Origin of the sequence: Aquimarina rhodophyticola, assembly GCF_042434915.1 — a bacterium.
Lineage (GTDB): Bacteria > Bacteroidota > Bacteroidia > Flavobacteriales > Flavobacteriaceae > Aquimarina.
Genome location: NZ_CP170198.1, coordinates 1,919,706 through 1,944,920 on the forward strand (window position 1 = coordinate 1,919,706; position 25,215 = coordinate 1,944,920).

25 protein-coding genes and 1 pseudogene are annotated in these 25,215 nt (G+C 33.1%); 4 read left to right on the forward strand and 22 right to left on the reverse strand.

Annotated elements, in window-relative coordinates; translation table 11 throughout:
• Positions 1-109 precede the first annotated feature (109 nt).
• On the forward strand, positions 110-1,165 hold the full coding sequence (locus tag ACE939_RS08320; protein ID WP_378184767.1) for a methyltransferase: 1,056 nt from the start codon (positions 110-112) through the stop codon (positions 1,163-1,165).
• 40 nt (positions 1,166-1,205) lie between these two features.
• On the opposite strand, the gene ACE939_RS08325 is transcribed toward ACE939_RS08320, so the two are convergent.
• Positions 1,206-2,081 carry an aldose 1-epimerase family protein gene (locus ACE939_RS08325; RefSeq protein ID WP_378184769.1) on the reverse strand — a complete coding sequence of 292 codons (876 nt, stop codon included), beginning with the start codon at positions 2,079-2,081 and terminating at the stop codon, positions 1,206-1,208.
• 752 nt (positions 2,082-2,833) lie between these two features.
• Between ACE939_RS08325 and ACE939_RS08330 the strand changes: the two genes are divergently transcribed.
• Positions 2,834-4,819 (forward strand): thiol-activated cytolysin family protein, encoded by a 1,986-nt coding sequence (locus ACE939_RS08330; RefSeq protein WP_378184771.1) that lies wholly within the window; start codon positions 2,834-2,836, stop codon positions 4,817-4,819.
• Positions 4,820-5,001: 182 nt separating this feature from the next.
• Here the strand turns inward: ACE939_RS08330 and ACE939_RS08335 are convergent, their stop codons facing one another.
• The 9 genes from ACE939_RS08335 to ACE939_RS08375 all read right to left on the reverse strand — a co-directional run bounded on the left by ACE939_RS08335 (position 5,002) and on the right by ACE939_RS08375 (position 12,109).
• Complete coding sequence (locus ACE939_RS08335; RefSeq protein ID WP_378184773.1) at positions 5,002-5,328, reverse strand: DMT family transporter; 327 nt, start codon at positions 5,326-5,328, stop codon at positions 5,002-5,004.
• Positions 5,329-5,424: 96 nt separating this feature from the next.
• Positions 5,425-5,622: a hypothetical protein gene (locus ACE939_RS08340; protein WP_378184775.1), complete on the reverse strand. Its 198-nt coding sequence runs from the start codon at positions 5,620-5,622 to the stop codon at positions 5,425-5,427.
• A gap of 33 nt (positions 5,623-5,655) precedes the next feature.
• Complete coding sequence (locus ACE939_RS08345; protein ID WP_378188428.1) at positions 5,656-5,742, reverse strand: ACT domain-containing protein; 87 nt, start codon at positions 5,740-5,742, stop codon at positions 5,656-5,658.
• Between the two features lie 274 nt (positions 5,743-6,016).
• Complete coding sequence (locus ACE939_RS08350) at positions 6,017-6,526, reverse strand: hypothetical protein (protein ID WP_378184777.1); 510 nt, start codon at positions 6,524-6,526, stop codon at positions 6,017-6,019.
• A 423-nt stretch (positions 6,527-6,949) separates the two neighbouring features.
• Complete coding sequence (locus tag ACE939_RS08355) at positions 6,950-7,492, reverse strand: hypothetical protein (RefSeq protein ID WP_378184779.1); 543 nt, start codon at positions 7,490-7,492, stop codon at positions 6,950-6,952.
• Between the two features lie 211 nt (positions 7,493-7,703).
• Positions 7,704-8,357, reverse strand: a complete 654-nt coding sequence (locus tag ACE939_RS08360; protein ID WP_378184781.1) for a porin family protein — start codon at positions 8,355-8,357, stop codon at positions 7,704-7,706.
• A 483-nt stretch (positions 8,358-8,840) separates the two neighbouring features.
• Positions 8,841-9,964 (reverse strand): IS3 family transposase gene (locus tag ACE939_RS08365; protein ID WP_378184784.1). Its coding sequence is split into 2 segments (ribosomal slippage): positions 8,841-9,703 and positions 9,703-9,964, totalling 1,125 coding nucleotides; the frame shifts between segments, so codons are not numbered across the junction.
• A 256-nt stretch (positions 9,965-10,220) separates the two neighbouring features.
• Positions 10,221-11,669: a serine hydrolase gene (locus tag ACE939_RS08370; RefSeq protein ID WP_378184786.1), complete on the reverse strand. Its 1,449-nt coding sequence runs from the start codon at positions 11,667-11,669 to the stop codon at positions 10,221-10,223.
• Entirely contained in the window at positions 11,666-12,109 is a 444-nt protein-coding gene (locus ACE939_RS08375; RefSeq protein ID WP_378184788.1) for a MarR family winged helix-turn-helix transcriptional regulator, read from the reverse strand. Before ACE939_RS08375 ends, ACE939_RS08370 begins: the two co-directional genes overlap by 4 nt.
• An 808-nt stretch (positions 12,110-12,917) precedes the next feature.
• Here ACE939_RS08375 and ACE939_RS08380 point away from each other — a divergent pair.
• The gene (locus ACE939_RS08380; protein ID WP_378184790.1) at positions 12,918-13,367 is read left to right on the forward strand and encodes a hypothetical protein; all 450 of its coding nucleotides are present in this window, start codon (positions 12,918-12,920) and stop codon (positions 13,365-13,367) included.
• A gap of 9 nt (positions 13,368-13,376) precedes the next feature.
• Complete coding sequence (locus ACE939_RS08385; protein ID WP_378184792.1) at positions 13,377-13,598, forward strand: hypothetical protein; 222 nt, start codon at positions 13,377-13,379, stop codon at positions 13,596-13,598.
• A 688-nt stretch (positions 13,599-14,286) separates the two neighbouring features.
• On the opposite strand, the gene ACE939_RS08390 is transcribed toward ACE939_RS08385, so the two are convergent.
• The 12 genes and pseudogenes from ACE939_RS08390 to ACE939_RS08445 all read right to left on the reverse strand — a co-directional run bounded on the left by ACE939_RS08390 (position 14,287) and on the right by ACE939_RS08445 (position 24,896).
• Entirely contained in the window at positions 14,287-14,526 is a 240-nt protein-coding gene (locus ACE939_RS08390; RefSeq protein WP_378184794.1) for a type II toxin-antitoxin system ParD family antitoxin, read from the reverse strand.
• A gap of 7 nt (positions 14,527-14,533) precedes the next feature.
• Positions 14,534-14,716: a hypothetical protein gene (locus tag ACE939_RS08395; RefSeq protein WP_378184796.1), complete on the reverse strand. Its 183-nt coding sequence runs from the start codon at positions 14,714-14,716 to the stop codon at positions 14,534-14,536.
• 182 nt (positions 14,717-14,898) lie between these two features.
• Complete coding sequence (locus ACE939_RS08400) at positions 14,899-15,186, reverse strand: hypothetical protein (RefSeq protein ID WP_378184798.1); 288 nt, start codon at positions 15,184-15,186, stop codon at positions 14,899-14,901.
• A gap of 60 nt (positions 15,187-15,246) precedes the next feature.
• Positions 15,247-15,399, reverse strand: a pseudogene (locus ACE939_RS08405) (hypothetical protein); the annotation flags it as partial.
• Positions 15,400-15,435: 36 nt separating this feature from the next.
• A complete protein-coding gene (locus tag ACE939_RS08410) occupies positions 15,436-15,759 on the reverse strand; it encodes a hypothetical protein (protein ID WP_378184800.1) in 324 nt (107 codons plus the stop codon).
• A complete protein-coding gene (locus ACE939_RS08415; protein WP_378184802.1) occupies positions 15,759-16,280 on the reverse strand; it encodes a hypothetical protein in 522 nt (173 codons plus the stop codon). Before ACE939_RS08415 ends, ACE939_RS08410 begins: the two co-directional genes overlap by 1 nt.
• 166 nt (positions 16,281-16,446) lie before the next feature.
• Positions 16,447-17,043: a hypothetical protein gene (locus tag ACE939_RS08420; RefSeq protein WP_378184804.1), complete on the reverse strand. Its 597-nt coding sequence runs from the start codon at positions 17,041-17,043 to the stop codon at positions 16,447-16,449.
• 366 nt (positions 17,044-17,409) lie between these two features.
• Positions 17,410-17,910 (reverse strand): hypothetical protein, encoded by a 501-nt coding sequence (locus tag ACE939_RS08425; protein ID WP_378184806.1) that lies wholly within the window; start codon positions 17,908-17,910, stop codon positions 17,410-17,412.
• Positions 17,911-18,029: 119 nt separating this feature from the next.
• A complete protein-coding gene (locus ACE939_RS08430) occupies positions 18,030-18,524 on the reverse strand; it encodes a hypothetical protein (protein ID WP_378184808.1) in 495 nt (164 codons plus the stop codon).
• Between the two features lie 1,079 nt (positions 18,525-19,603).
• Complete coding sequence (locus ACE939_RS08435) at positions 19,604-21,115, reverse strand: serine hydrolase (RefSeq protein WP_378184810.1); 1,512 nt, start codon at positions 21,113-21,115, stop codon at positions 19,604-19,606.
• A 244-nt stretch (positions 21,116-21,359) separates the two neighbouring features.
• Positions 21,360-21,836 (reverse strand): DUF1572 domain-containing protein, encoded by a 477-nt coding sequence (locus ACE939_RS08440; protein WP_378184812.1) that lies wholly within the window; start codon positions 21,834-21,836, stop codon positions 21,360-21,362.
• Between the two features lie 156 nt (positions 21,837-21,992).
• A complete protein-coding gene (locus tag ACE939_RS08445; protein WP_378184814.1) occupies positions 21,993-24,896 on the reverse strand; it encodes a VIT domain-containing protein in 2,904 nt (967 codons plus the stop codon).
• Positions 24,897-25,215: the final 319 nt, after the last annotated feature.

Here is a 25,215-nt window from a genome sequence, read left to right on the forward strand (position 1 = left end):
TAGTAGATTGATTAGCCTAATTACTAGTGAGTGCTTTCTATCTTAATTTACGAGAAAGAACTATTTATTTAATCTTCAACACTTACATTTTTAAGTAATTTTTACAACTATGATCGTTACGAGACCAGAACCTTTGATTCTTAAAAAAAAATTAAAGGTTTTTGATAACACCACAACTATAAAGGCTACGATTAGTGCTTTAGAGGCAGGAGATGCTGTGGTAATAAATAGTTTTTATAGTGATGGGTTATTACTGCTCAATGCTTTACAGGTACACCTTAAAAAAGAAATATCTGGAGATTCTTATTTAGAACAACGTTCCTATCGATCCGCTTATCGTAATTTATCAAATTTAGTCTTAATAGAAATTAATGAACATCGATTGATCACAAAAAAATCTCCTGTAATTGGTTGGTTTGAAAAATTATACCCCGATATCAAAAATTTTTTATTACCATTTCCTCAAGTTCAAGGACTTAATAGCGCTTGGCAATGGTATAAGAATGGTATTAAAATACCCTTACTACGAAATAAAATTCACCCTTATTATGGAACCTATTTTCCCACACGATTTGAGCATTTAGAGCTTTTTGATGCATGGTTAAAGCGGTATGATGGCCCCAAAAAAACAGCTATCGATATAGGATTTGGAAGCGGAGTACTTTCTCTTCAAATGATTACCAATGGTTTTCAAAATGTTTTTGGTACAGACATTAATCCCAATGCCATTATTGGTCTCACAGAATTTATGGTGACTACAAAACTATCTAGAAAAATTACTTTAGATTTTGGGTATTTGTTCGGAAAATGGAAAAAACCAACCGAATTGATTGTGTTCAATCCTCCTTGGCTGCCTCAATCTTATAAGCTAGATCGCTTGGATGAAGCTATCTATTATACTAAAGAACTGTTTCCTGATTTTTTTAGAGAAGCAAAATTAAGACTCTTACCCACAGGTAAACTAGTATTAATTTTTTCTAATTTAGCGCAAATATCGAATGTCACCAAATTGCATCCGATAGCGCAGGAACTTGCTCACGGCGGAAGATTTAAATTAGAAAAGCTTATAACAAAGAATGTAAAAACTGCCTCAAAAAAAACAAATCGAAATCAATACTGGCGTATATCTGAGAAGGTCGAATTATGGATTTTAACACACGCATAACTTACAGAAACTGCTCTAAGACAATATTACTAATAAGTTACTATTCGATGATTGTATCAATAGTAATTGTAAACTTGGTATTGGGTTCAATTACTTTATAGTTTGTTTTTTTTATTAATTCAATGGACTCATTTTCTCGATCAGGAAGTCCGAGCCAAGGTTCAATACAAACAAAATTTGCTGATGGTTTGGACCATAGTGCCAGATGAGGGTACCCAGTGAATCTTACAACTATTCCTTTGGTATCACTTTTTTTACGCAATCGAACCCAATCACAAGGAATGTTAGAAAATATCAAGGCATCATTATCAAATATAGTATCAGAGAGTGACACTACCCTTTTATGAGTTTGAATTTTACTTTTTTTATGGGATAATAATCCAGAAGATGCTAGTTGATACATTTCGAGATTCAAGTGCTCTGGAAATTCGACTACGTAGTCTGATAAACCAACTTCATCGCTTATTGGACATGCATAGGCAGTATGCCCGCCACAAACAAAATGCATTGGTATCGAGTCATTATTTGTAATTTGATAAGTCATGCATAATCGTGTATCAACGAGCGTATACTTAACTGTAAAAGTAAACTCAAATGGATAGTATTGACGGGTTTTTTTTGAGCTTTTTAATGTAAAAGCACACATTGAAATTCCCTGCTTTTCAAAAATAAGCTGATCATTATTTCGAATTATCCCATGCTTTGGCATTGCATATTCTTTTTGATCATAAAGAATTTTACCTTCTATTATATTACCAATAGCAGGAAATAATACAGGAGAACTACTACCCCATATCCTAGGGTTTATTTGCCAAATGTATTCTTGACCAGTAATTTTATCTTTAAGAGAACGGATTTCGGCACCTTTTGACTCGATGATGCAAATCAGATTTTCATTTTCTATGGTATGTAGCATGTTTCAAAAATTTAAATAGAGCCTTAGATTATCGTTACATTATAAACAGAAGCTTAGTCCCGTTCTATTTTCTAATTTTAAATCCTAAAATAACAATCAGTTATCTAATTTAGAAAACTATATGAAAGCTATACTAACTTGGGATCGTATACACCTAAGAAAGCTTGCAACAAAATTAACAAATCTTATCTGTATGCCATCTTTATAAGTAAAGGATGTTTAACTTCTTAGTAAATTATAAATATAAAATGCTACCTACCATTTTATATGTACGTGTTAAAAAAATCCTTTAAAAAAAGCAGGCGAGCAAACTGTATTATATAAAAAATACATTTTGTATTAATTCATTTTTATATGGGATCGATATAAAAGTCCTTTGATTGTTAGGATTGTTCTCACTAGTATTGATTAACGTCTTTCCATGTATTATGGTATCACAGCCTTCTTGGCTATGATTTTTAATCCTTACTCATTTGGTTAGCTATATGAGTTGATAAATACTGTTCTAATAATTTTTTAAAAATATTCAGGACTACCCTTCTTTTTATCTACAATTCTTCGATTTCAAATCATTCATTAGCAAGAATCTGTATAGGTGAAATGCAATATTTTTTAATTCGAATAGTTAAGTATAATAATTTATCGGAAAACATAATTGAGAAAAAAAAATAAAAATACAACTTTATTATGACACTATACAGCAATATATCTACTGTATATCCGTAACTAACATAACCAAATTACTTAGTATTATGAATTGTAAATCTTTTACTTATCTAACAAAAATTTTAATCATTTTTACCTTTGCAGGAGTTGTATCTTGTAATAAAGATGATGAAACTTCTCCTCCAAGTTCAGAAGAATTTGACCTGAGCACATTTTCTGGAGTGATTGCCCAAGGAAATAGTTTTGATCCCTTCCCAGAATCAAGAAAAACTGATGTTTTAAAAGAAGCATCACCTGTTAATGACGATATTGAAGTCTTAAAAGAAGATGGCTCAATTGACGTGCAACGATTTACATGTACTACCAAAACCGTAAGTGTTTTGGATGGAAATGGGCAATTTCAGCTGTTTGATACCAGTGCAGACGTTATTTATCCAGGAAGTTTGTTACAAGGAAAAACTCTTAATGATGCCACCCCAGCACCTATCGTTGTTAAACGTGCGGGAGGTACGATTTCATATAACCTCAATAACGGAAATTTACAATCAACTTTTACAGTAGACGAAGTAAAGAAAAGCACTATACAGGATGCTATGAATTCTATAATTGCTAGTTCAGAAAATATAGTTCCAGCCAATTTTCAATTAGATATTGTACAAGTGGAGTCTGAGAGTCAATTGGCGTTAGAATTAGGTATTGATGTAAAAGCATTTGGCGCTAAGGTTTCGTCTGACATGTCTTTTAGTACAGAGAAAAAATTTAATCGTACATTGGTTAAACTCAATCAGTCTTATTATACAATGAGCTTTGATTTACCAACAAATACAGGAGAGATTTTTCACGAGAGTGTTACCCCAGAACAATTGAACAATTTTATACAGCCAGATAATCCTGGAACGTTTATTTCGTCTGTTACCTTCGGAAGAATATTTTTTATGTTAGTTGAATCAACATCAAGTCGAAAAGAAATGCAAGCAAGCTTAAGTACTGCATTCAAAGGATTTGGAGCAAAGGTAGAGTCAGAATTAGAAGTTAATGCTATCCAATCACTTAAAGATCTAAAAATTAAGGTTATTGCCTATGGTGGTGACGCAGAAGGAAGTTTTGAATTGGCTGGTGAGAGTAGTGTTGAAGCTATTGCTGATAAATTAGCAAAAAGCACAAATATTCGTGCAGGATTACCCCTATCCTACGTAGTACGAAGTATTGAAAATCCAGATCAAATCGTTGGTACTACATTGGCTACAGAATTTGATGTGACAGAATGTGAGCTTAAAGGTTTGTTACCTAGCGAAGGCTATCAAGGACTTGTTGATATTTTTGAAGATGGTATCGGCGCAGCTGCCAATATAAAAGGTAATACTATTGTAGTATACAATATTGCTGGTAACAAATATGCATTTTATGATGTTGGTGCGGGAAAAGTATTGGGCAAATTTGATCTCAACGATCCCAACGGACCTATGGGAGTTAGTGCATTTGATAAGGTAGGTGCCATTGTAAAGTTTGAATTTGGTGATAATGGCTTAAAAGATGAGACTTTTGTCTTTGACCACAGCGGACTTAGAATGCAGGTACTAAATTATGACGCAGCTTTAATAAATGAAAATGAATTACCTAGTGGACCCATAGGTACTTATAATCCAAATGTTCAAGAGGTTAGTAGTTTCTTTACTTCTGGAAACTCTAATTTTCCATTTGCGGCAAATGGTATTAAAGCTGCGGTTAGGCTTCCTAATAGTGTAGCATTTCCATTTAAAAATCTATTGTTTGCCAGTCAAGGCACAGAATTTATACAGACCGAGAGAAATGATACTAATAATAAAATTGTTAACTACCCTAAACAATCTAGCAACTCATTCCCAACGCAATCTGGAGCCTTATTTGATAAAATAGGTGCTGCTGCTAAAATTGATTTTGGCGGAAATACAGAACAAATATTATTTATAAATAGTACTGGTGACAAAATGATGTATTGGGAAGGAAAAGCAAAAGTAAATCCAGGAAGTAATTTTGAACTTAATAACAATACTGTAGAGGGAAACTTTTCGGGCATACGATTACTTAAATAAAGCGTAGAACTCAAAAAAGGTATGTGCAAAATAATTGAAACTATTTAAGAATAGATGTTCAGTTTTAATTACTAAAATCAAAATGGCTGTTTCAAAAACAATGAAACAGCCATTTTTTTTGTAACTGTTGTATAGGACGCAGCTGTACAAACAGTAAGTTGCATACAACTACTTTCATCGGCCTAATGAGAAACCACTTTTAACCCGATGATGCTAACAATTAGTGTTGTAATAAAAAATAGTCGCCAAGAAGTGACGGGTTCCTTGAAAATCAAAATTCCCACCAAAACTGTACCTACCGCACCAATACCAGTCCAAACCGCATATGCTGTACCGATAGGTAGTTGTTGTGTAACTTTAATAAGTAAAAGCATACTTAGTGCTAAGCAAATTAAAAATCCCACATACCAATAGGTAGATTCGATACCTGTTGCATCTTTTGCTTTGGCAAGACAAGCTGCAAAGGCGACCTCAAAAAGTCCAGCAATGATTAATAATATCCAATTCATTTTTAAAAAATTTTATTTTATACTGTTCGCATAGTTATTCAAAATTTTCATTGCTTTTTTAGTATCCTTTAAATCAACAAATATATGATCGTGATACTAAGCCGCAACCACATTACAACTTATTTCATTTTTTGACAAAGCTTTTGAAAATGGAGCTGTAAAACCAACCGCCTCCAAAGGTGAATGAACTGTGAGAGTTATCCAAGAAGCTACATAGGAATATTGTAAATTCAATTGTTTGGCAATTTCCATTTCAGTAATAATAAGAATCCCTTCTCTTCCCCTAAAATACATAATGATTTGGCTCAAATTTATTTGATCCAGTATTTAAATTTTACAAAACACAAATTCGCCTTCATCATATTTAGGTTTCATCCATTTTAGGAGTATTTCCAAATTTTTCTCTCCACTCATTTACTTAGTCCTTTTGGATAACCGGTTTCATTCCTATAAAAGAACTTTGCTCATACTATAAGCAGAATGAGATTTTGGCCTGTAGCTATTTTTTGACATGCAACAACACTCTGGACACCTTTATTCTCGTAAACTAATTTATTATTTTGGCTATCTCTGTATTATCACCGATATCCCACATAATTATATGACCACTTGTATAGTGAGTGGCTATGTAATTTTGTTAGCTTATGATAAGATCTTTTTTGAGTTTCTCAATTTATTGTATCATATTTTAAATTTCATTTTCAATATCCCATAATTTCAACTCTTTATGATAGACTTCAATTCTTGAGTAAGCAGTGCCATCAACTAGCAAGATAACTGTTAATAATGCTATGGTAGTTATACTTATTGCTCTCCATATTGGTATGTTAACGAATAGAATTATGAAAGCTGCTACAATTATTAACATTGGAATGACTTTAAAAACAACTGTATACTCCTTTATCGTACCTTCAGAACGTTCAATTTCGGCTTGATAGAAGGTTGTGGCATTAGCATTAAAGGATTTTTCAAATTGAACAATTCTTGATTTGTTAGTATAAAACAAACCAATACTTATAGTCATGAGTATCATACTTGCTACCAAAGTAGGAATGATGTATGCTTTTGCCAAATCCGTTTTTCCCAATTGCCAAAAACTAATACTAGCGATTAAAAATAAAAGTGAAAATAAAATAAAAAAACGTGTTGAAAACACTTCGGCTTTTGCCCATTCTGTAGCTAATTTTAAAAGTTCCATATTTTAGTATAGTTTATATTTTTTTGTACTCGGTTAGATGTATACTTTCTTTTTAAAGAATTTCTCAAAAGATTTAAATGCATTCATCTATAAATAGTAAGCTCCACAAATGGTGAAGATTTTATCTTTGTAAGTACCTTTTACCTGAATTACAATTCTTACAGCATTAAGGTTTCTTCTCATATCAAAATCAACAGCTATCTTTTGGTTGATTGGACTAATTTCTCGATTTTTTTGAATCGACCACCGTTTCAAATTATCGACAATACAATCTTTTACCAGCGTGAATCGAATAATTAAATAATGAAAGTTTAAAAACCTTTACTATCCAATTCTCTTCGTAATCTTTAGTAATTGCTTCCAAAATAAACTATATAGCACCCCTTAACGCTTATCTGTATACTGCACTATAACACGTTTTAATTATACGTTTTTTTTTAGTTTAATTTTTCTAATTGACGATTTATTTGGGTTTATTGACAAAAACTTGATAGGAATTAAATCTCCAATCTTTAATTTTTCAAACTGATTCTTGGTAACTAATTCACTGTTCTCAAAAGTCTTATTATGATACTCAAATGAGAATGTCAAGAGGTAATTCAATTCGCTAATCAATTGCCCCTTCTTACTTACATCAATAGAATATTCGTTAGTATCAAAGTAAGAATGGTCAACTATTTTTTTTTCTACCAAACAAGCATTTGAAAGTTTACCATATTTTTTTATTAAAGCTTTTTCATAGTAATAGCTAATACTGGATGGGACTGTATATGCCATAAAAAACAGAGAAAAAGAAGCCCAAATAGCACCAAAAACTACTAAGAAAATAACTTTGAACTGTATTCCAATAAAAATCAAAATTCCGCCAATCAATATAAAAAACGATCCAATAATTAAAACCCCTCTATACTCTTTTGATGATGCAAGCATCAATTTGGCTTTCTCAATTAAGGGGAGTTCGTTCATTTTACAATGCGTTACAATAATTTCATATAAGTAACCTATAGCTGTATACTAACCAAACGTTTGGGGTTAGTATACAGCTAAATATAAATAATTTGTTTTTATCTTTATTGTTGAAAATATCAAATGTTATAATTGACATACTTTAAAAATAAACACAGGCTTTTTGATATAGGCTAAAGCCCGTATCGTTCATGGTTGTATTACATTTTTTTTAGAAGCTGTATTCAATTCCAAGGTTCAATACCGAAGATTTTAAAGCATTATTTCGTTTAATTACTCCGAAATAGTACCTAGAATTAAGTCCGAGGTTTTCAGTCAATTTATAACCAACGCCTACTAAAAATCCGAAATCTATTTTGTCGTTATTAGATAAATTTCCAGTTCCATCATCTTCGGTTTCTGGAAGCGTATCCCCAACGTTTTTATCTTTTAAATTAAAAATATATCCAACTTGCGGACCTGCCTCAATATAAAATTTTTCATTAAAGTAATTTTGTACTACCACAGGAAGTACAATTGTTGATTCAATAATATTAATAGCAAAATCAAATTCTGTTGGAGGGTCGTTGCTGTTTCGACGAACTTCTACATTTTCATTTAGAAATTTACTTCCTTGAGATGCATATAATAAGGACGGTTGTATTCTAATCTTTTCACTTATTTCAAAATTAACGAAACCACCTACGTACAAACCGACTTTCCCTGTATAGCGAATGTCCTTGGTATTTGGATTTATAAAACGTGGGGTGTACCCTGCATAATTGACTCCTGCTTGAATTCCGAAAGAAGTCTTACTCTGTTGTCCGTTTATTGTAAAACTGAAGATGCTTAGTACAACTACTAACAGAACTAGTTTTTTTTTCATTTAGTAAAGATTAATATAAATTATTATTTAGAGTAGCACCTGATAGCGCTACTCCTAGTTGTATAGGTAAAGATATAACTATTCTAGAACTATCAGTACCCCACTGCATCAAACCGTAACTGAACTTTGAGTTGGTATATGAAAGGAAAACCTCAAAATATTGAAGAATCTGTATTTGGAACACTCACTCAGTTTTTAGAACCTATAAAAATTAATACTATAAAATCAAACAGGCTTATAAGGTTAAAAACTATCTGAAATTTACCCAAAAATGAGTAAAAGTAGAGCAGGAATGCTTGCTTTATTTTTTTCTTAAAAAAGGAGATTATATAAGAACTAAAAATTAATTTTAAGGAACTTTAAAATAGTTAATTGTAAAGTGATGTAAAAAAGAAAACTACCTTAAAAGGCAGTTATAAAAGTCTATTTTTGTAAGGTATTGGTTTGTCCAACATTTACTGTTGTTTGTGACCTCCTCCCGTTTTATGTACTGGTTATAACTAGAGAATTTGGGCTATTTTCATTCGTTTCTATGAACTCGTTGGGGGACATGTCCCCCAACGAGCTGTGTGGTCTAAATCCGTTATAATCCTTTCTCCAAATATCGAATTTTTCCTGTGCATCTTTTAAAGAAAAGAACCAGTTAGCATTTAAACATTCATCTCTAAAAGAACCATTAAAACTTTCTATAAATGGATTATCTGTAGGTTTTCCTGGCCTTGAAAAGTCAAGTTCTACATTGTTCTCATATGCCCACTTATCTAATACTTTACTGATAAATTCGCTACCGTTATCAACCTTAATACGTTTAGGAAGTATCTCGTTACCAAAGGTAGTGATTTTCATAATTTGGACAACATTACTTCCTTTAAGGGATTTTCCAGCATGAATTGCTAGGCACTTGCGACTAAAATTATCCACTACAGTTAAGGCTCTGAAGCGATTGCCATTATACAGTTGGTCACAGACAAAATCCATACTCCAACATTCGTGTAAACTAGAAGCACTATCTTGATTTAGCTGTCTGTGTGAAGCAGAACGATTCCTCTTAGGCCTCTTGGACCTTAGGTTAAGACCTTCTTCGCAATAGACTCTGTAAACACGTTTGTGATTATCCATAAAACCTTCTCTTCTCAATAAAATATAGATACGCCAAAAGCCATATCGAACCCTAATGGCAGCTATTTCGTTCATGCGCATTCTCAATAATTCATCATTTCTTCCCTTACTCTTATAATAAAATACACTCTTATGTATTAATATTAATTTGCAGCAACGCTGGATAGATATGTTGTATTCCATCCTTATATTATCGACCATCCCGCGCTTTCTGGAAGGTCTTAGAACTTTTTTTTAAGCACATCTTGTAAGATCTGTTTATCCAAACTTAAATCGGCAACAAGCTTCTTTAACTGCGAATTCTCCTCCTCTAAGTTCTTAAGTCTACGAAGCTCCGAGACTCCTAGACCTCCGTATTTTTTCTTCCAATTATAGAAGGTGGCTTCACTGATACCCATCTTACGGCACACTTCAGATAGACGTGTACCTGTTTCTACTTGTTTGATCGCAAATACAATTTGTGATTCTGAATATTTTGAACGTCTCATAAGCAAATAATCTGTTTTAAAGTTAAACATTTTTTTGCCCTTAAAACTCTAATTTTGAAGTGTCCAGTTTATTGGGAGGAGGTCAGTTGGGCAATAAATAAGTGCTATCGTTTCGGTTTATTATTTAGCAAAATATAAATATTTTGCTTTTATCATTTTTACTGTAAGTACTAAATTTTATATTTGGCGAATTTGTAAATAAACACAGACCTTTCGATTAAGGAGGAAGCCTTATGTTTTATTATACAATGTTATTTTATTTTCTTTTCATTTTTTTTATCATTTCTTTTGCGTTATTGTTTTCTGGATTTAATTTTAAACTCTTTTTATAGTTTAAAATAGCCAAATCAATTTTTCCATTTTTCATATAAGCTTCACCTAAAGAGTCAAATGAGTAGTAAGATTTGGGGAAGGCAAGGGCCTCTAATTTGAACATATCAATGGCTAAATCGAACCTCTCTTGATGTAGTAGTTCGTAGCCTTTGGAGTTTAAGTCGTTTTCAGACAAATCAGTTGTGCGTGCCGAAATCAATTCAGAAGCTGTTTTATAACCCTTCTCAATACAAGTTTCGATAACTTTTTTTGTAAAAAAGAAAGTATCAATGGACGGAGTTGAACCAGAAATTAAACGTTGCACAAAAAAACGAGCTTCCATAAAACCTTGTCCTGCATCTCTATTGGTTAGTAGTATAACTGTATAAACTTCGTCCTCATAGACTCTCCATTCACTACCTACTCCAAAATGCCCCCCACTATGTCCGTATATTGTTCCTTTTTCTGGATTCGTGAATGATAAACCATAACCATATCTTGTTTTTTTGTTTAAAGGCTTTGTCAGAATATCAGTGTAAGTTTCATTTAATAATCTACTATTCTTTATAGCTTCGGCGAATTGGTAAAGATCATCCAAGGTTGTATATCCGCCGCCTGCTGAACTCCCTCTTACAGTTCCCATAAAAGTGTTAAGCTGATACTTATTAGGATAGATATTAGAAGTCGTATATCCCTCAGCGGCATTTTCAATAACATGATCTATGTCAAAATTCCCTGTATTTCTCATTGATAATGGAAAAAAAATACGCTTCGCAACATATTCATCATAGGATAAACCCGTTATTTTTTCTATTATTCTGCCTAATAGCAAATAGTTTGTATTTCTGTAAGAGAATATTTCTCCTGGTTTTGATTCCATAGGTTCGTTTTCGTAGAGTGGGCTTAAATCTTCCATCGTCCTAAATCGGGTCTTGGATGATTCTAAAAATTTCTTTTTTGCAAAATAATTAGGAACTCCACTTGTATGAGTAAGAAGATGTGTAATAGTCACTGAGTCTCGTATAGTTTTATTGGGATATTCTGCTAAATATTTACCAATATTATCGGTTAGCGATAATCTTTCCTCCTGTATTAATTGAAAAATTGCAACTGAAGTAAAAGTTTTTCCTATAGATGCATAATTAAATTTTGTATTGATATTGTTTTTTACTTTTAAACCTAAATGAGCATATCCAAAAGCTTTTTTTAATAAAACTTTTCCGTTTTTGGCCACAAGAATTGCTCCACTGAATCCATCTTTGGCAGCTAGTTCAGTTATATATTTATCAATTAAGTCTGTTTTTTCGTCTGTAACTATTTTCTTTTGATATTGGTTGATAGAAGTAAAACTGGATATTAAAATTATTGCGAAAACTAGGATTGATTTTTTCATGATTGATTTTTACAATTAGAAATGATTTTCTGTAAAGAATTGTATAGTTGATGAATTTCGTTATCGTCGAAATCCAAAAGTGCTGTTTTCCTGTTGTATTCAATGACAGGTGTAAGCTTTTTAATAGCTTCTTTGCCTTTCTTAGTTATTTTTATAGATGACCTTCTATGATCGTTTGGGTTAATGTGTTTTTCAAGATACTCTTTAGATATCATAAGGTTTATTATTCTTGTAATAGAGGCATAATCTTTAAATACAAGTTCGGCTATTTCCATTTGAGTATACTCTGGATTTTTGTCTATAATAATCAATATCAAGGTTTGATCTACAGTAATATCTTTGATGATATTTGAAATATTTTTTTGACAAAATTTTCTATATGTTTTAATTGCTTCTTCAATAGAGTACAATGCAGTAGTAGTAGGAGTATTAAATTTCATTTCTTTGATATATCAAACAAAGGTAAATATTTTTTTGATATATCAAAAAAATGATTAGAGTTTTACACTAAACTCTAATTTGAACCTAAAAATTTTCTTGGAGAACTATAAGTTAATAGAACATAAAGTCTCGGCTATGGTTAGTACGGGGGATTAAAAATACTCAACTTTCGATTAAGCACTTAGCCACAAGTTTTATTTTATCTTTTTTGTTATAAAGCCAAATTAAAAGATTTGGCGGACTTTATAAAAACACACTAAACTTTTAATTAAACACCAAAACCCGTATTAATTATAGCCATTGTGCCTGTTTCTCAACTTGATCAAGATATGATTATTTCGTAGCTTACTGTATGCAAGGAAAAAAAGTGTATCAGGAAAAATTGTTTAATTCATTTAGTCTCAGTTCGCGTATTCCTGAGGGTAATTTCTACCGTCGTCTGAAGGATGCGTGTAATTTTGATTTTTTATAAAAACTTACAAAAGACTTTTATGGTACTAGCGGTCAGAAGAGTATCGACCCTATTGTATTTTTCAAGCTATGTTTGGTCGGATATTAAGAAAATATCATCAGTGACCGTAAGCTCATTGATCATTGTTCTATGCGTCTTGATATAATGTATTTTTGGGTTATGATATAGATGAAGAATTTTCTTGGCGTAGTACAATAAGTCGCACACGCAAATTATTTCCAGAGATCATTTTTGAATCTGTTTTCACTAGAGTATTGCATCTTTGTATAGAGAAAGGGATGGTTAGTGGTCACACGTGAACTATAGACTCGGCACTGGTTAAAGCCAACGCAAGTATGGATACTCTTATACTTAAAGTCCCAGAGGAGGATCTTGTGATACATCTTCGTCGGGTGCATCACATAAGTGGTATGGATAAGGAACAACCGCTGCTCAAATATAAGGAAGATAAATTAGATACTATACAACGAAGTATCACGGCAAACCAGAATGAATTAGAAGCTATAAAGAGTCATACTAAACGATGGAGTAAGGATCAAGATCATCGTCCTGGCGCAGGCAATAAGGGCAGTAAATATACAAGCAATAAAACTCATTATAGTCCAATAGATCCTGATGCGTGTATAAACGTAAGACCAGAGAAGACCAGAAAGCTCAATTACCTAAGTCAGCTGAGTGTAGACACGGCCCATCATGTGATCACCGATATACAGGCATACCATGCCGACGGTAAAGACAGCCAACAATTACCAGACATTGTTAACAGGTTACAAAGACGCTTGTAGCAACAAAGATTGTTATGGGAGAACTGTGTAGCCGATACGGAATATAGTAGTGGTGAGAATTATGCTTATTTAGAGCAACAGGGACCTAAGAGTTTTATTCCTCCACGTGGTACTTATAAGGGTGGTCCAAAAGGTTTTGATTATAACAAAAAACAAGATTTTTATCTATGTCCACAAAGTAAAATCATTCCATTTACTAAAGTGTTTAATGATTACCATACAGGAACTTAGAAGAAGGAATACAGAGCGAGGAAGGCAGTCTGTGTTGGTGGCCGATTACGAGCATCCGGTTTGGGCAAAAGTGCACAAAAGAAAAAGTTTAGTGTTACCTATTACCGAGCAGAATACGAGCGAAATATCAAAGGAGTACATAGTCCACAGAGCATATAATTTAAAGAAGTACTTAAAAATCATCAAGAAAAACCTGGTAAGTAAAGCGGGAGTGTATTTAGCCCATAAGTGTAGATTGCTATGCTTTTTAAGGCCTAAAATAAAGCGTTTAAAGCAATTAGTATTTCATTAGTTATTAGTATATTGTTTAAGAAAACTAGCGCTTAGACTCAAAATTTTATACCGAATTTATCATTTTTAAAGGACTTGTGCAACGGTTACCTTTGTTGGCTACATCTTTTTAAATTCCATTTTAAATTTTCATTCAAATCTTGTATTCCAATTATTGTCACTATTTCAACAATAATTTCATTGACTTTATAGAAAATACTATCAACTCCACACACGCAACTGTATCCTTTTTTTATATAGTCAATAGATTCAAAGGAAAAAGGACGTTCAGCGATAATGTCAAAATATTCAAAAAAAAGACTTAAAATATTTGTCCGCTTGGGTCATTCCGATTTTTTTAACTCCGTAATGATAAATCCGAATCAAGTCATTTTTCGCTTCATTTGACAGTTTGTATTTAGCCATTTAGCAAAAACTTCGATTGAGCTAAAATACTTTCTTTACTGTCATTTGTAAATCCACTATTTTCAGCTTTTTCAATTTTAGCTCGAATCCAATCAATTTGAACTTGCTGTTTTCGTGCTTGTCTAATTAAATCATTAACTAATTCGCTTTTGCTAGAATATTCTTTATTATCCACTTGGGCTTTTAACCATTCATCGTTCCGTTTAGTAAATGATATACTTTGTCTTGACATAATTTAATTATTTGATGTAAATATACACCAAAATCGAATCATCCCCAAGTTGTAGCGTAGGGTAGCGCCTGATAGCGCTACTCCTATTTATATCTATTAAAGATATAGCTTTTCTTGAATTATCAGTGCCCCCTTCATCAAACCGTACGTAAACTTTTCGCTCATACGGCTTACCGATAGCGTTCTTCATTACGCTTTTGAGAGTGTCTTTAAGCGAGCATATTGTTCTATGTTCAGTAGTTTATAACGTATAATCATACAGATGCTGGTGACCATCATATCAAACAATGGATCACATATAGGATGCCGAGCAAGTTATTTCAATAGCTAATCATTAACAATATGACATACTTTAAAAAATAAATATTAATTTTAAGGAACTAGGCTAGTGCTTTCATAGGATACGGTGTTGTAAGCCGTTTTTATTTCGTTTTCAATATTTTCTAAATATATTTTGTCCATTGGGTTTGAATACGGGTCGAACATTTTTCTTTCACGAATATAAAGTTCCTTTGCTTTTTTCAAACAAGAAATGGATTCAGTTGGGTTATCTAATTTTCGATAAGTTAAAGCCAAATAATATTGATTTTCAGCTAATTCGTTTGTTTTTGACTGTTTCTTAAACATTTCAATTGCCTTTTTAATTCTTTCAGTTTCCAAATAGAGGACTCCTAAGTGTAAATAATCATATGCTCCAACAAAATCTTCCTTTTCGTTTAGTTCTATTTGGCTTTCAATAATTTTTATAGCTTTTTCTTTTTGCCCAATTGCTTTATAGCATAAACCTTTAGCAATGTTTAAATGATAAGTTCCATTTATGGATTGTCCAATATCATAGTCTACTAAAGTATCTAATTTCTCTATGTCCTTAATTGCTCCTTTGTAATCACGGAAGAATTGATACCTGCACTAACCTCGATAACCAAGATTTTCTTTTATGTTAAATTTTACAGCTTTATCTATTAACCTTTTCCAGGTTATAAAATCTCCACTTTTTAAATATGCGACAGATTTTTCACGGTAAGCATATGCAAATGTTGAATCAATTAATATTGATTCATCTAAAATTTTCTGAAATTTTTTAGAAAATTGATAATAATTTTGAATTTGTTCTGCTTTTTTACAAGCCTCGTATTTTAAAGTTTCTCCATAATATTTAAATGCTTCACAATTGGGTTGCGAGAAAATACTTGAAAATGAAAACAAAAAGATTAATAGGTTAAAATTTTTCATTAAGGTATGATTTCTTTTAGTTGTCCATCTGTTATTTTGAAAATGAGATACATATAATAGTCAATAGGCATTTCCTTTCGGTATTGTATTTTCCAATTTTCAATTCCTTTTGTTATATCAAGAAGTTGAGAAATAATTCTTTTGTCAAACTCTATTTCTTGATAATTGTAGTCAGACTGTAAAACTCTAAATCTTCCAGCTATTCCTTCGCAGTTTACAATAAACCGTATTCTGATTAGTCCATTCTGATTATTGTCTGATATTGGTTGATATTTTGATTTGAATGCGTTTAAAATTTTAGATTTTTCTCCGCTATAATCAGGTCCTTTTCCTAGATTAAAATATTGAAATGTTTTATCGTCTCCGTTACAAACTTTAAAATTCAATTCGTCAATTTGGTCATTTTGCTCAATGTCTCCGACCCAACGTAAATACTCTTGTTTTTCGTTAACTTTTTTCTCGGTTTGACAACTGCAAAGAATAGAGAAAAATGAAATTATTACTAAAAATGATTTTTTCATTGGATTTATACTGTTCAAATGGCTTACAACGGTCTCGGCTATGAGTAGTTGTGAGGGTTAGCACTTAACTATCCAAGTACACAATAAGTTAAGAATTTCGCAAGAATCTCCAAAGTATTCAATAACAATCAATTACTTATAACTATTGTTAGCTGTAGGGTTTATGTTATATACAATTATTATTATAATATTCAAGTATAGGTGTCAGAGATTTATAATCTTTGAATTTAAAATCTGTCCCTATTTTTTTGACTAAAGATGGGCAGTTAGAAAAATACTCCCTAAGCCTTTTATGTATATTTACATAAGGTTTCAAAAGTTTTTCTGCATATGGGGCATCTTTTTTTTGTATAAAATATACTGCTTGACCTATTGCAAACGCACCTACTCTTGCTGCAGTAGTTGGTTCATTATATACTTTTACATTTTCATAATCCCAAGCTATCACAGCCAAGTATTTTTGTTTTTTCTTCTTTTTATAATTACGTTGACTCAAAATATATGTATAAACTATAGTATCTTTTTTCTTATAAACTTCAAATTTATCTACTTTATTAATATCAATTGCTTTCTTTGATTTATCATCATATTTAATACTTAAACTTTTGTCATCAAATTTGAGTTTTCCGTATTCACTAGTTCCATCTTTATAGAATACTTTGCTTCCTTTTTTTGAACCACTAATATCAAACTTTTGACCATAGACAGATGATGACAATACTATTGCTAGTAACACTAAAATTTTACTTGTTTTTACTTTCATTTTTATATTTTGTTTTTAATTTATCTCATTTTAAAAGCCAAATTAAAAATTTGGCGGACTTTCTAAATATACACAAACCTTTCGGTTTAGCACTTATTAGCCATGTTTTATACACCGTGTTGTGCATAGTTTATTTTAAGGCAAATATTTTGAAGGTAAATCTATAATTTTAAAAGTCTTTTGTTTCGAACATATTTCAACAATCTTTTGTCTTGCTAATTCAATTAATAAGTTTTTATAGAAATCATATTATCCTTCATTAGGAATTATCTCGTTCAATATCCATTCATTTCCATAATTTCGATAAAATAGTTCAAGTTTAGCTATAAACTTCTGTTTCTTTTTTGACATTGCTTTTGTTTATTATTAATCGCTTACTGAAAGGTGTAAGTGATAAACCTCTTGGTCATTTACAAATATTATTTCAGAGCTAGAACAAACGTAAAAATTCTTAGTTTGTCCAACTTTTAAATTAAATACTTTATTACTAGAAACTGTGAACAATAACAAATTAACGAATTCCTCTACCCATTCTTTTTTCCAATCATCATCTGATAAAGAAAAATCATTTTTAGCATCAATTAAAGATATATTACTAAATTTTTTTTTCTGGAATTCAAAGAACCAAAACTCAATAATATTATTGATTAGGAACTCTTTTGGGTTTCCTATTTTTTCAAGTTCAAAAGAATCACATATCGGATTAAATATTTTATTTAGTATTTCTTCTTTAGACTTGTTATTTTTCTCAAATTTTGTCAATCTAAAATCATAGCCGTGATTAGTTTTATCATTTATTCTAGCAATACTAGATAGTAAACCATTTATATATCCTAAGTTATATATCTTTTTTTCTTTGTCTAACATATCAAGTTTTTAATTATGACGGATAATGATTTCAATTATGCATAACGTTCCGGCTAAAAAGCGTTGCTGTCCCGAAGGGTTGCTATGATTTTTTAGCCATTGTTGTAGTGCGTTTTTTATTAAGTTAATTTTATTAGTGTTCGTTTAATATTTTCGTTCAGTTTGTCGCCAAAATTCACATCAATGTGAAATATTTCTCCGTCTCTTTCTTCTCCGTGATAATCAAAATCAGTATTCAGAGTAAAAAAATCAGATTCTCCTTTTAAGATTTCTACAATTCTACTTTGGCCCTGAAATTCCCAATAATTTGATTTTACAGTTTTTATCAATTCAGTCGCTTTAATTTTCGGCAAGTAGTAAAGTCCGCAATAAGACAATGCTCCAACATTTTCATAAATTTCTTTTAAACGGTCAATGTTTTTTAATTCCAAAATTCCCGCTTGACCTGGAATGAAACTAATAATTTTCATCCATTTTGGTCCTGACCAACCTGTCCAAAATAATTCTATGTCAGAGTCATTTCTTAAGTTTCTATAAAAACCACGAGTTTGACTTCCTTGTCCAAAAATTATTATCGAAAAGTCAGGGTTTCTTAATTCAGAAACATTCTGCAATTCAGTCAGAAAAATTTCATGCTTTTCGACTTCTATTTCTTCTGCTATAAAATTATCTGTTATCTCGATTTTTGTTGGCTTTTAATGTACTACAACAATGTTATATAAACACCTTGGTAACTATTTCTCTTTTACAAGTACTACCCTAAAGTTATTAAGTGGGGTTGGTAGTGGGTTTTATTAGTACTAAACTACAGATTTTATTTATTTCTGAGTATATAAAAGATCTATATTCTTATTTGCATTGACCTAAAAAGAATCAAAAAAGTCTAATCTTACAAAACCTTGGCAAAAAGTAATCTTATATCCATTCCATATAATTAAACAGACCAACTATCTCACTCCTTTTACCAAATTGGGTAGGTAGCATTGTACAAATGTTTTTTGGTTTAAGTGAATTCCTTGTAGTCACGGCTATCTCTTTATCTTTTACGCTAATGCTTTAAAGGACGTCTGCAACCGATGCAACACCCTCTGAAAGAGAACGAAACCATCAGCAACTGATGCAACGCTCTCTGAAACAGAACGAAACCATCCGCAACCGATGCAACGCCCTCTGAAACAGAACGAAATCGTCCGCAACCGATGCAACGCCCTCTGAAACAGAACGAAACCGTCCGCAACCGATGTATCGCCCTCTGAAAAAGAACGAAACCGTCCGCAACCGATGTAACGCCCTCTGAAACAGAACGAAACCGTCCGCAACCGATGTATCGCCCTCTGAAACAGAACGAAACCGTCCGCAACCGATGCAATGCCCTCTGAAATAGAACGAAACCGTCCGCAACCGATGTATCGCCCTCTGAAATAGAACGAAACCGTCCGCAACCGATGTATCGCCCTCTGAAATAGAACGAAACCGTCCGCAACCGATGCAACGCCCTCTGAAACAGAACGAAATCGTCCGAAACCGATGTAACGCCCTCTGAAATAGAACGAAATCGTCCGCAACCGATGCAACGCCCTCTGAAACAGAACGAAACCGTCCGCAACCGATGCAACGCCCTCTGAAACAGAACGAAACCGTCCGCAACCGATGTAACACGAGTTAACTTCAATCAGGTCAATATTTTATAACACTATTCTACATTGCGTTTTACTATCTCCATGCCCACAGCTCCAAAATATTCGGTAATAATTTTTTGCCAAACCGCTATTCCATTTTCCGAATTTGAAAATAGTATCAATCCCCGTCTACTATTCTTTAAACCAATTGCTATTGTTTTGGTCCCATAATCTCCACCCGTATGCATAAATGCAAGATCCCCATCGGGTAAATTGGATAATAACTGCATCCCTAAACCCCAATCAATGCCCTTTTTTTGATGTGATTGCGGTTTTAAAAATTCGGAATACAACTTCTTAGAAATCCCTGCTCCATTAAGTATATGTATCATAAACGTCGCATAATCCTCGACCGTCGTCATCAAATTTGCTGCTGCATTGGTATTTGTATATTTTTTAAAAGGTATAGGATCACCATGTTCATCATGCTCCACCGCATATAGCTGTTCATCAATTGTTCCATTCCAATTAAAATACGTGTTACGCATTCCAAGGGGTTCAAATAGCGTTTCGCGTGCAATGTTCTCAAAAGGACGCTTTAATTTTTTCTCAATCGCTTTCCGAAGATATTCAAATCCTTCTCCAGAATAGTGCCATCTGGTACCCGGCTCAAACTGAAACGATAATTTTTTATCTACTGTCAAATACCGCCAGTTTGGAAACCCTGATTGATGTGATAGTATGTGGCGCGTAGTGACTTTATCCACATATTCACTATGTTTGAGCGAACCATCTATAAAATATTTTGAGATGGGTTCATCGAGACTCCATTGCCCTGCATCGATTAACTTAAGCACTACCAAAGCTACAATGGGTTTGGTTAATGAGGCTACTTTATAAATACTTTGAGACGCTACTGGTACTCCTTCTTTTTGAACTCCAAAGGTTCGCAACTGCTGTAAAACGCCATCATTTATATAGCCGATCGAGATTGATGGAATTTTGTGTTGCTTGAGCAGTTTTAAGATCTTAGCATCGGTATCAAATAATGGTACAGGCCAATTTGCATCGAATTTTTGACCATAGTCCTTGTTTGGCTCTTGGTGATCATAACTTAAAACTCTAGACAATTTCCAATTCCCGTCTACAAGTATCCAGACCGATGTAAACTTAGCGATATTGGTTAGGTATAGTTCTTTGCCTGGTTCTTTAATATAAAACTGATGAATTCCTTTTTGTATAGCTCCGTACCGTTTTCCATTATCATATAATGGATAGACTTCTAAGCTCTCTTGAACTACTTTACGAATGGGTTTCTTTTGCGTATTTGTACAAATATTGTCTTTAAAAGCTTTCAAAAATTGCGCTCGGTTTTGTATGCCTCCTTGGTCGTGATAAAATTCAAAATCTTTGGGTATATACGTCTCTAATACTTCAAAATTGCAGGCATTAAACCCTTCTTCAAAAAATATACTATCTATCTTTTTTAACTGTACAAAAAGCTCAGAATCTTTTGCCACTTGTGCAGTACAAAACGTTGAAATAATAAGTAGCGCGCTAGTAAAAAATAAGGTGTAGTGTCTCATGGTTATTGTTTTGATCGATGTTACTTTTATTAGTGTACAATAGTCCAAAAAATAACGTTTATAATACCTTAAAACGTCCCGACAATTACCTGACAATTACACGACAGGACTGGTAAAACGATGAAAACAAAGTATTTGCATAAAAAGAGCATGGTATCACAATACCCTACCCTAGGAGTTATCTCTAAAAAAATCGTGGTAATGATAGAGCAAACTGTACGTATACACCGGTATGTGTAGCTCCTTAGAGTGCCTTGCGTTGTACTAGTTTTTTAACGAGTACTACTTGTCCTAGATGATAGTATGTATGCTCTATTAACACATCAATATTGCGATGATAATTACCATACTTTTTATCGATAAAGTCACTGTGCAATTGTGTGTCGGTCATCGACCTGACCTCGTTAATAAAGGTGTCTGAATCTTTACAAAATTGTAGCACCAAGGTATCCCAGTCGTGAGCCGATGTAATTGGGGGAGCATCAAAGCTAAAAGCATCACGTATCTCTAGAGGTCCGCCCTGTAATACCTGTAAAACACCTGCAATGTAATAATGTACGTGGTATGTTATATCGGCAATCGTATTAAGATCTGCTACTTGTTGTTTGGCTAGGTGCCAATCCAGCGCTATAATTTGTGATTTAAAATTTGTACCGCTAACCCAGGTACCTTCTGTAAGCACTTCTGTGAGTCGATTGGCCAAATATTTAGATAATTTCATAAGCCTAAATAAATAAGATAGGTAACATTTTATTTTTGTAAGGGATGCATGCTATAGATAGCTACTATACGTTTATACAGCTAATGTATAAAATAGTAAGCAAATGTGAATTCTCTACTATTTTATACATTACACAACACAGCTACAATCCTACTCTTATTTGTCGACCGTAATAACACCTATCGTATACGCTCCTCCCTTTTGAGGTTCTAATTGTAGGGTGAGTACCTCTTTACGTTCTTTTTTTGTTCCAAAATTTGTATAGACTACTGCTCTTACCGTAACCACACCCAATACCGTTTGTTTGCTTGTTCCAAAAAATTTTGCCTCGATCACATAGTTACCTTCAATTGAATTTTTAAGTCTAAACTCCTCTGGACCATATCCTTGAGTAATATCGTTAGAGATCCTACCCCCTATTCGGGTGTTTTTGTTGCTATAACTACACTTTTCGTTTGTAGGATCTGTAATCCATAGGTCTATATCGGTATCATTGGCATCCCAATCAATAACGACACGCATATCTACTGGCATAGGCTGTATAAAACAAGAAGCTATAAACGATGCATCCAGTTGCTTACCATGCTTGGCTATAATTGCATTTATATCATGTAAAACTATGCGTTCTATATCGCTAAATCTTGAGATGATATCGGTATCCCATACTTTATCGATAACAGTATATAAAGTAGTAATTGCTTTTTGATAGGCTCCTTTTTCGGCATAAGTCAATCCCAAATCAATATAAGAGTGAGGTTCAAAAGATCGGCTTTGTAAAACCTCTTTAAACACAGCAATTGCCTCGTTATAAAATTTAAATTCGTATAATTTTCTTCCCAAAGTTCTTAGCACCTCTGCATTATGCAATTGTAATTCGGCAAGATTTGAAATAACACGCAATCCCTCTGCTCTAAGGGATTTCTGAAACATATACGTAGCCACATCAAAATAGAACGATGGATTCTCTAGATTGTCCTTTTTTAAGGTTAAATAGGTAGCATACATATCGGGGCGATCCACAGATTTGAGAGCGTTGATATAGGTAGCATTGCTATCCCATTGTGTTATCTTAATAGCCGTTGTTTTTTGGGACGTATTGTTTTGCTCCTCAGCTTTTTTTGAAACATTATCCTCAAAATCAGTCTCATTCATCATAATAACCTCCTCTAATTCTTGTTCATCCTGCATAGTTGCCATACGCTGTATATCTGTTGGCGGTAAAGGAGCTGCAGCAGTATTTACCATACTTTTATTGGCTTTTGTAACCATAGGAGCATGTTTCACATGTTGCCACCATGAGTAATCTGCCTCATAGTCTTTACACAAACGTGCAATTCTTTCTTCTTTACCCAAAAGGTTTTTTTGATCCCGTGCACTAAGACGAGTAAAATATTCATTTTGTAAAGAGGCAGGAGGAACAATTTCATACTGTATATAATCTTCGATTGCATCCAAAACAATAAGGGATGTATTGGGCGTAACCAAATTAAATTTTTTACCATGTGATTTGATTGCATCAACATCGTTGGTTAGGAATAATGTTTGAAGCTTTTTTTGCGCCCATAAACGTTCTCCCAACGTATGCTTAATTCCCTGCGCGTTATCAATTGGTATTTGTATTGATTCGGTGATTTCTTGTCCAAAACCAAAATGTAAGGTTATCTCAGATTTCTGTCCTTCAATTTTACCAGATAGGCCAAAATGATCGGTAACTTTTGTCCCAATGGTAGGATATACCTCTTTTATTTTTTCAGTATCAAAATCAGCTTTAATAAATTGTTTTTGATGATGGGTAGCTATATCAATAGCCTTGGCTACAGAGCTATCAAAAGCGTTAATATACTCACCCTTTGATTGTGTAGCTATATACGTCAACATAGTATGATCGGCTATATTGGAGGTGTTGATAGCTAGGACTGGCGCCGCAAATTTCATGGTTTTCTCTTCTCCAAAGTTCGAAATACCGTCTGAAAAAATGACTACCTCATCTGATTGTACCTTAGAAAAATCTATGGCATAAAGGTTTGTCGCACCATCATAATGTACTGATCGCAAATCACTAATCAGTTTTGCTCTCTGAGCCTGCGTGTTTTGGTAGGTTTTGGTGGTATGAATTGTGTTAGAAAGTGTAAATAACTCAACTTCGCCCCCACCCATCCAGTTCAAATAGGCGCTAAGAATCTCTATCTCCTTAGTTACATCTCTGTGGATTGCCGATGACGAAACATCCCAAATCAGCGTAATCTTTTTAGGAAGACGTTTGTTGCGTTGCTCTGGACGTACAGCTAGATGTGTATAAAAATAGTTGTCTGATGTCACAGAGCCTTTATAAGTCAATGCTTTTTGAATTTGCGTAGGTTTAGGAATAGCAAAAGCAATACGACTATCCAAAGTGGTATCGGTTGCTTGGTACTTACTGATATAGGAGTTTTGAGCCTCTGTAAATTCTAAAGTAACCGTTGGATATTTACTCGTAACAATTTTAGGTTTGTTCATGACAACCTCAACGCTAACCGAAAACTTTTTTAGTTTATTTTTAATGGCTAGAGGCAATTGGTATAAATAGTTTTCTGCATCTCCATGAATCTCTTGCTCAAAGGCAATGATCGCTTTTTTATATCCGTTGGGCAGAATTGGATAAACTCTTGCCTTAAAGTTATTTCCCTTGGTAACCTCGGCAATACCTGGATCCACATTGCGTCTGGTCACAGCTTCAAATGCTTGGACAGCTTTATCCTTATCAACTACAACCCCTTCTCTCATCTCACCATTAACATCTAATGCAAATCGTGAAATCGTTACTCCATTAGACAAAGGAAAGTTGAACTCTCCCTCCATCACCCGATTATTAGGATTATAAAAATTCATCTTCATCGTAGTGGTTGCTATATTGGCTACTACAAAAACTTCGATATGCAGTTCACTCAATACAATCGGATATGATGAAGCATCTGTACCATTGAGGGTGGGAATACCTTGAGCACAACCACGATGCGATAGCAATGAAATAACTACGAATAAGAGAACTATTTTTATAAATTGGGATGCATAGAATTTCATAAAGTTTGGTGATTTAAGAACCTCATGTGTATTGTATACAGTTACCAAAATAAGTTAGTAATGTTTACTGAAACACATCAAAGGTCAGGTTAAACAAGACGTATACCAAATACGAAGCTACAGCTATTCTTTGATACTACTTGTAACTCAAACCAAAACCGAGCCAAAAACGTTTTTCTCTTAGTACACAGTGAATTGCTAATAGCAAAAATACGCTACGCGATGCTTTTCTTAAACTAGGTGCTCCTATACCACGTAGCTTATCAAAAACACAGCACCTGTTATGTATTGAATATAACAGGTGCTGTCTTACCTTTAA